This is a genomic window from Pleomorphochaeta sp., assembly GCF_050031695.1.
GTDB lineage: Bacteria > Spirochaetota > Spirochaetia > Sphaerochaetales > Sphaerochaetaceae > Pleomorphochaeta.
Genome location: NZ_JBNAIC010000034.1, coordinates 1 through 7,022, shown reverse-complemented (window position 1 = coordinate 7,022; position 7,022 = coordinate 1). Strand labels below are relative to the sequence as shown.

3 protein-coding genes are annotated in these 7,022 nt (G+C 25.7%); all 3 read left to right on the top strand.

Going from position 1 to position 7,022, the window contains the following annotated elements; genetic code table 11:
- Positions 1 to 90: 90 nt before the first annotated feature.
- On the top strand, positions 91 to 3,540 hold the full coding sequence (locus ACPKM0_RS06255) for a hypothetical protein (RefSeq protein WP_472474350.1): 3,450 nt from the start codon (positions 91 to 93) through the stop codon (positions 3,538 to 3,540).
- A gap of 50 nt (positions 3,541 to 3,590) precedes the next feature.
- Positions 3,591 to 4,778, top strand: coding sequence for an ROK family transcriptional regulator (locus ACPKM0_RS06250; RefSeq protein WP_472474348.1), 1,188 nt, complete (start codon positions 3,591 to 3,593; stop codon positions 4,776 to 4,778).
- A gap of 361 nt (positions 4,779 to 5,139) precedes the next feature.
- The coding region (locus ACPKM0_RS06245) for an AMP-dependent synthetase/ligase (protein WP_472474347.1) at positions 5,140 to 7,022 on the top strand (1,883 nt) is incomplete at its 3' end.

Here is a 7,022-nt window from a genome sequence, read left to right as displayed (position 1 = left end):
AACTCCTGTGCTACTATTTTGTTGTTAATAAAAACATAAAAAAATATTATTAGATATTACATTTAAATTTTTAATGGGAGAGAGCTATTTATGGATAATAATAAAATTTTCATAGGACAGTCTACTTTAAATACTAAACATGAAGATGTTAAAGGTGAATTTGTTAATATAAACAATGAAAAATATTATAAAATAACAAACTATGACAAAATGGAAGATTTTTTTATGACTATAGTTAGTGATTCAAATCATTGGCTATTTATTTCAAGTAATGGATCACTTTCTGCTGGTAGAAAAGATAGAGATAATGCACTTTTTCCATATTATACTGTTGATAAGATACATGATTATTATGGAAAAACAGGTAGTAATACAATAATTAGAGTAGATTTTGAAAATAAGAAGTATCTATGGCAACCTTTTAATAAAGAATTAGGTAATCTTTATGATATAGAGAGAAATATCTATAAAAGTGAATTTGGGAATAAAATAATATTTGAAGAAGTGAATAGAGATTTTGGGCTTTCTTTTGAGTATGGTTTTTACACTAGTGATAAATTTGGCTTTATAAAAAAGTCTTCCATAAAGAATATTGATAAAAAAGAAATACAAATTGATATATTAGATGGAATTATTAATATACTTCCAAGTGGTACTGATTATGTTTTTCAAAATGAATTTAGTAATCTTTTAGATAGTTATAAGAAAAATGAATTAATTGAAGAAACTAATCTTGGTTTGTTTTCTTTAAGCTCAATTCCAGTTGATAGGGCTGAGCCAAGTGAATCATTAAGTGTAACAACAGTTTGGTCTATAGGTTTTGAAAAATGTGATATTCTTCTCTCAGATAGTCAAATAGATAAATTTAAAAAAGGCTTTCCTGTATTTGTAGAAAAAGATATACGGGCAAAGCGGGGTTCATATTATATTTCTAAAACAATAGATTTAACAAATGAGTATATAAAGAGTTGGTATATTGTAGCTGAAATAAATCAAAGTTCTACTAAAACAGTAAATCTTAACAATTATTTAAAAACATCAGATTCTATAATTAAAGAATTAAATGAAGATATTGAAAAAGGTACTATTAATTTAATAAAGAAAGTTGCTTTATCTGATGGAATTCAGTTTAGTAATGAAGAACTTAATAATGCTAGTCATTATACAAAAACTATGTTTAATATTTTAAGGGGTGGAACTTATCCTAATGGATATGTTATTGATATTTCAGATTTTAGAAATTTTGTATTTCAAACAAATAAAAAGGTAAGTGAAAATATTGATGATATGCTTTTAAAATTACCAAATAAGATATCAATTACAGATCTTATAATAGAAGCAAAAAGTATAAACAATACTGATTTAATTCGTTTATGTTATGAATATCTTCCATTAAGTTTTAGTAGGAGACACGGAGATCCAAGTCGACCTTGGAACAAATTTTCTATAGAAAATAAAAATGAAGATGGATCTGAGAAATTAGATTATCAAGGAAACTGGCGTGATATTTTCCAAAATTGGGAAGCTTTATCTCTTTCTTTTCCACACTATATTGAAAATATAATATGTAAATTTGTAAATGCATCAACAGCTGATGGTTATAACCCATATCGTATAATGCGAGATGGTATAGATTGGGAAATTCCTGATCCTAATGAACCTTGGGCATTTATTGGTTATTGGGGAGATCATCAAATAATATATTTACAAAAACTTTTAGAATTATCAAATAAATTTCACCCAGGCGTATTAATAGATTTCCTTTCTAAAGATATTTTTACCTTTGCGAATGTTCCATACAGAATTAAATCTTTTAACGAAATAAAGAAAAACCCTAAAGAGACAATAGATTTTGATATAGAGTTAAATACTAAGATTAAAGACCTTGAATTAGAGATGGGTAGTGATGCTAAGTTAATACTTAATAATAAGAATGAAGTGCATTATGTAAATTTCACAGAAAAAATATTAACAACATTATTAGCTAAATTAAGTAACTTTATTCCAGAGGCAGGAATTTGGCTAAATACTCAACGTCCAGAATGGAATGATGCTAATAATGCTTTAGTAGGTAATGGTGTTTCAATGGTGACTCTTTATTATTTAAGAAGATTTTTAAAATTCTTTAATGATTTATTTTCGCAAGTAGACAATGAAAAATTCACTATTTCTGCATCTCTTAAAGACTTATTTGATAGCGAATTTAATCTTTTTAATGATAATCTTTCAGTATTAACTGATGGATTTAGTGATAAAGATAGATTGTTTTTTGCAAATACTCTTGGAAAAGCTGGAGAAAAATATAGAAATACTATATATGATAATTCCTTTATCAGTTCTAAATCATATATTTCTAATGAGGAAATAGTTGAATTTACAAAAGTAGCACTTAAATATGTAGATCAATCTATTAGAGTAAATAAGAGAGATGATGGATTATATCATTCATATAATTTGATATCATTTAATGAAGATGGTTTATCAATAAGTTATTTATATGAAATGCTAGAAGGTCAAGTTGCTGTTTTAAGTTCAAATTGTTTATCTGATGAAGAATGTTTAAATACACTTAAAGCTATTAGAAATAGTAAATTATATAGAGAAGATCAAAATAGCTATATGTTATATCCTAATAGAGAATTACTAAAATTTATTGAAAAAAATAATCCTTCTAAACAACAAGTAGAGAAATCAAAATTGTTAATGAAATTAGTTGAAAATGGTGATACTTTTATTATCGAAAAAGATCTTTTAGATAATTATCATTTTAATATGAGCTTTAGAAATGGTGAAGTTTTATCTAATGCACTTTCAAAATTAGATAAATGTGAATATGGCATACTCCTTAAAGAAGAAAAAAACACTGTTTTAAATATCTTTGAAGATACATTTAATCATAAAGCTTTTACAGGAAGATCTGGAACTTTCTATGGCTATGAAGGCTTAGGTAGTATATATTGGCATATGGTTTCTAAGTTATTATTAGCTACAGAAGAATGTTTCTTTACTGCAGTTGATAATAATTGTGATAAACAAATAATAGAGGGATTAAAAACTTGCTACTATGAGATAAAAGAAGGAATAGGGTTAAACAAGTCTCCAAAATTATATGGAGCTTTTCCATATGACCCATATTCTCATACACCTGGAAACTCAGGGGTTAAGCAACCAGGAATGACAGGCCAAGTTAAAGAAGATATTATTGCTAGAATGGGTGAACTTGGTTTACAAATTACTAATGGAGAAATAAGATTTGATCTTAGTTTAATAAATAAGGATGAGTTTGTATCTTCAAAAAAACAATTTTCATATTATACTCTAGATGGTAAAAAAGAAGATGTTATATTAAGAGAAAATCAGTTTGGCTTCACATTTTGTCAAACACCAATTATATATTCTTTAACTAATAAGAATAAGATAAAGATAATATACAAAGATGGGCAAATAATAGAATGTTTCTCGAATATAATAAATAGTAAAATCAGTTTAGATATCTTTAATAGAAGTAATATAATAAAGAAAATAGAAGTTGAAATTTAATTTGAAATTTCTATAATATAAGTTATATATAGCAAATAAGGGTATAAAAATTGAGAGTCGTACAAAATAGTAATAATATAATAAGAGTTTTAAAATTGATATATTCTAATCCTGGTATTAGTAGAATAGAAATTTCAAAAAAACTTCTTTTAAATCGATCTACAATTACTGTTGTTGTAAATCGACTCACTGAATTGAATATAATTGAAGAAATCGTTGAGAGCAAATCTATAAACAAAAGAGGAAGAGCAAGAATTGGTTTAAAAATCTGTGAAAAAACTGGAATATTGTTAGGCATAGAAATGAGAACAGATTCTTTTGTTGCAGTTCTTGTGAGTTTAAATGGGACTGTAATAGAAACTATAAATAAAAAAGCAGAAGAAACAAAATGTTTTTTTGAATACTTTAAAAATATATATAATTCTATTTTAAAAGATATAGAAAAAACTAATCAGCCTCTTTTAGGTATATGTGTTGCACTTTCTGGAATAATTAATACTCATAAAGGCATAATTAGAGGCTCTAATCCTTTAGGCGTTTCAGAAACTGAAAATTTCTATGACGAAATAAAATCATTTATTGATGTTCCTCTTTTTATAGAAAATGATGCAAATTGTGGATGTTGGGGAGAGTTATCAAACATTGAAAATACAAGTTCTCAAGATTTCATTTTTGTATTAGGAGAATTTAGAAAAGCTAGATTTTCAGGAGATAATACCCATTTATTAGCAATTGGGCTTGGAATAGTAATTGATAATAAAGTTCACTATGGTAAAGATTATTCGGCTGGAGAATATCAAAGTCCTCAATATGTTATGGGTAATAAGACCCAATTTTCAATAACAGATGAAGAATTTTCTTTAATTGATTCAGATATTGAATTAATTAATAAAATAAAAGAGGATTTATCTAGAGATTTAGCCTTTTTAGTAAATACTCTGAATTTGTCACAAATAATTATTGGAGGAGATTTAGGTAAATATTTAGATATATTAGAGCCTACCTTAAAATATGAAATTCAGAGAAATAGTTCATATAAGGGGTATAATAGTGTCTCTATAAAACCTTCTTCTAAAAAAGTAAATTCTATTGCATTTGGTGCTGCTTCTATGATTCGTGAAAACCTATTTTTAACATATGAAAATACTAGCGAAAATCCTTGGACCCAAAAAGTTGGAATAGAATTATTAAATAGTTTCTCTACTACAATCAAAAATTATAAAACAACACAAAATTAAATGGTTTTGTATAAAGCACTATTAGTTTTTATTCAAAATAATTCAAGTGATAATAGTGAGAATTTTCTTATAAAATAAATAATTTTGTTGCGTATTATCAATCCATAGAATATTATAAATCAAAATTAGAAATTAAAAACAAAGTAAATCAGTATATATTTTTTACAACTGTATAATAAGTATTTTTGCTGTAGAAAACTACATTTAAAATACATAATAATAAAAAAGTGTAAAAAAGATTAATTAAACTATATTAAATTCATATTATACCTATTTATCTAAAAAGATAGCAACTTGAATAAGTCTTGATATGTTGCCTACTAATTATATATATATTAGTTTTCTATTGTAGGAGATACAAATGGTCAAAACAGTAGCACAAATGTTTCATAAAAGTGTTATGGATAATCCTAAATTAACTATGCTTAGTTCAAAGAATAACGAAGGTGTATTTATAGATGAGACTTACAGTGAAGTTGAAGATAAAGTTATTAGTTTAGCATTAGGTTTAAATGATACTTTTAAATATGAAAAGCAACAATTAGTTGCAATAATTAGTGATAACAGAAAAGAATGGATATATAGTGATTTGGCTCTTCAATATTTAAATTGTGCAGATGTCCCTAGAGGGTTAGATGCAACAGATATTGAGCTGATTCAAATATTAAATGATACAAAAGTTACAACATGTTTTATAGAAAATAACAGAACTATTAAAAGATTTAATAAATTAAAAAAAGATCTTCCTTTTTTAAATACATTAATTCTAATGGAAGATGAAGAAATTTCTTTTGAAAGTGAATTTGAAGTAGTTAGATTATATGATTTATTATCAAGAGGTCAAACTTTGCTTAAAAATGATAGTAGTTTGAAAAGTAATGTTATTGATAGCTTAAAAAGTGCTAAAAAAGATGATTTAGTAACAATAATCTTTACTAGTGGTACAACAGGCTCTTGCAAAGGTGTAATGCTTACTAATAATAACTACATACATGAGGTTTCCCACTTACAAAAATTTGTAAATAATAAGTTTTTACCTGGACAAAGATGGATGACTGTTTTACCTATATGGCATTCTTTTGAAAGATCTGTAGCTTATGTTTCTATCTATTTTTCACAAGCAATGTATTATAGTAAACCCATAAGTAAAATAATGCTAAGTGACTTTCAAAAAGTTAATCCACACTGGTTTTCATCAGTTCCAAGAATTTGGCAATCTGTAAATAAAACAATAGAGCGAAAAGTAAAAAAAGCTAGTACTTTAAATAAAGTAATAAGCTCAATACTAATTAGAAATGCTAAAAATTATAGAAAAGGTTATATTAAAATTCATAATTTAATACCTAGATATAAAGAGAAAAACTTTAGAGGTTTTGAACTTATCGATGGAGTTTTTAAAATGGTAGTCCATTATCCTCTATATATTTTTGGTAGAAAAATGATGTTTGATAAAATAAAAGGTATTTTTGGAAATAGTTTAATAGCTGGTATTAGTGCAGGTGGATCTATGCCAAAAGGTGTAGATACTTTCTTTAATTCTATTGGTATTAATTTATTAAATGGTTATGGGATGACAGAAACAGCTCCAATTATTACAGTCCGTAATTTGATGAGACCTATAGTAGGTGCTATGACGTTGGTAGATGGTTATTCAATTAAAATAGTTGATGAAGATAATAATGAAGTAGGTGTTGGTGAAAAAGGTGTTTTAAAAGTTAAAGGGCCTCAAGTAATGAAAGGCTATTATAATAATGAAGAAGCAACTAAAAAAGCTATTGATGAAGATGGTTATCTAAACACAGGTGATTTAGTAAAAAGAACTATAAATAATGATCTTTCAATTGTTGGAAGAGCTAAAGATACTATAGTTTTATCTGGTGGAGAAAATTTGGAACCTGTACCAATTGAAGGTAAATTAAGTGAATTAGATTTTATTGATAATGTTATTGTTATTGGACAAGATAGAAAATATTTATCTGCGTTAATTGTTCCTAATAAGAATACTATTAAAGAGATTTTAGCTCAACTTAGTGAAAAATATAATGATGATAAAGAATTATTACATAAATATATCAAAGAAAAAATTGATGAGAAAATAAATTGTAAATTAGGGTTTAAAAATCATGAACTAATTAATAGATTTATTATTCTTGAAAAACCTTTTGAAGTTGGAAAGGAATTAAGTGCAAAGTTAGAATTAAAACGTAATATTATCATGGAGTGCTATAAAAAAGAGATTGATAA

Bases quoted from the DNA above. Each gene is read 5' to 3' on its own strand.
- ACPKM0_RS06255 (WP_472474350.1), top strand. From the start codon at position 91: ATGGATAATAATAAAATTTTCATAGGACAGTCTACTTTAAATACTAAA.